Annotated in this window: 2 protein-coding genes; both read right to left on the reverse strand. The window is 50.0% G+C overall.

Annotated features, from left to right (window positions below; all coding sequences use genetic code 11):
• The coding region (locus A918_RS0108295) for a helix-turn-helix domain-containing protein (RefSeq protein ID WP_022710613.1) at nucleotides 1-684 on the reverse strand (684 nt) is incomplete at its 3' end.
• A 4-nt stretch (nucleotides 685-688) separates the two neighbouring features.
• Nucleotides 689-1090, reverse strand: a complete 402-nt coding sequence (locus A918_RS0108300) for a hypothetical protein (RefSeq protein ID WP_022710614.1) — start codon at nucleotides 1088-1090, stop codon at nucleotides 689-691.
• Nucleotides 1091-1233 lie beyond the last annotated feature (143 nt).

A 1233-nucleotide genomic window follows, 5' to 3' on the forward strand; every position in this document is an offset into this window, starting at 1 on the left:
CTGGATTGACCGCCCTTGTGTCAGCAATTGCACACCGGTTATCACATGCAATTGCCGCCGCCAGCGCCCGACACTCATACCTGTTTCATGGCTGAACAACCGGCTCAGACTACGTTCACTCATGCCAATACGATGCGCCCATTCTTCCAAGGTCGCGTGGCTTGCCGGATCATCCAGCAAAATATCGGTCAGCTTGCGCAAACGGCTGTCCGCCGGTATCGGCAGATGTAATTGCTCCAATGGCGCAGCCACCAATTCATCCAGCAACACAGTGATGAGCCTGCCCTCTGCACCATCTTCATCATAACAGGGATCAAAACCCGCAGCTTTTTCCAGCAGGCTTTGCAGCAAAGGCGAGACGGAAACGCTGCAACAATTCTCCGGCAAACCGTCAACGACGTCCGGCGCAACAAACAGACCGAAACCGCGTGCCTCGCCGGAGCTTCTGGCTTTATGAAATAGCCCACCCGGTATCCATACAGCGCATTGCGGCGGCACAACCCAGACGCCGCTATCCGTTTCAACTGTCACCACACCACTGGCGCTGAATAAAAGTTGCGCTTTGCGATGGGAATGGCGCGGAAACTCCCAGCCATCAACAACCATCGATAAGCCCATGACCACCACGGGACGGTTGATCTGATCCGGCAAAGCATAATCAGGAAAATCTGTCGTGAAAAACATAAAATCACCGTTGCTCTGATGATAATCCTAAAAGTTCATAAGCCTGTCTTACAGCCTCATTGCGGCTCTCCGTGACAATCATCGGATGCCCCCAGAACTTGCCGTAAATGACTGCAAAAGCTTTCGCCGCTAAGCGCTTCACTGCACTTGGCTCAACATAATACATCGCCTTCACATAATCTCGTAATTCGGCTTTATGCTGTTTCATCCATAGAGAAACGGCGCGCCGGTCTGCCACATTCTCGTTCGGATCCTTGTCAAAATCCGCAGCCCAGCCAAGAAAGACAAAAGCTTGTTTGCGTTGCAGGCATTGCTCAAAAATCTGCAATGTTTCTTCAATACTCTGCTTACCTGCACCGGAATAATCCATCCGTACCAGCGGAAAATCCTGAATATCAATCTGCATATCTGCCTCATAAACTATACGCCTGTTATCGGCGTTAAAATATGAGATAATTAGTATAGTTTTATCATGCTGGCGTCATTCTGTCATGGTGCCATAAAATATTTCATTCCGGCCAACACAGTGGTGACAATAAAAAACGCCCG

The sequence above is a fragment of the Pseudochrobactrum sp. AO18b genome, from assembly GCF_000409565.1.
Taxonomy (GTDB): Bacteria; Pseudomonadota; Alphaproteobacteria; order Rhizobiales; family Rhizobiaceae; genus Pseudochrobactrum; species Pseudochrobactrum saccharolyticum.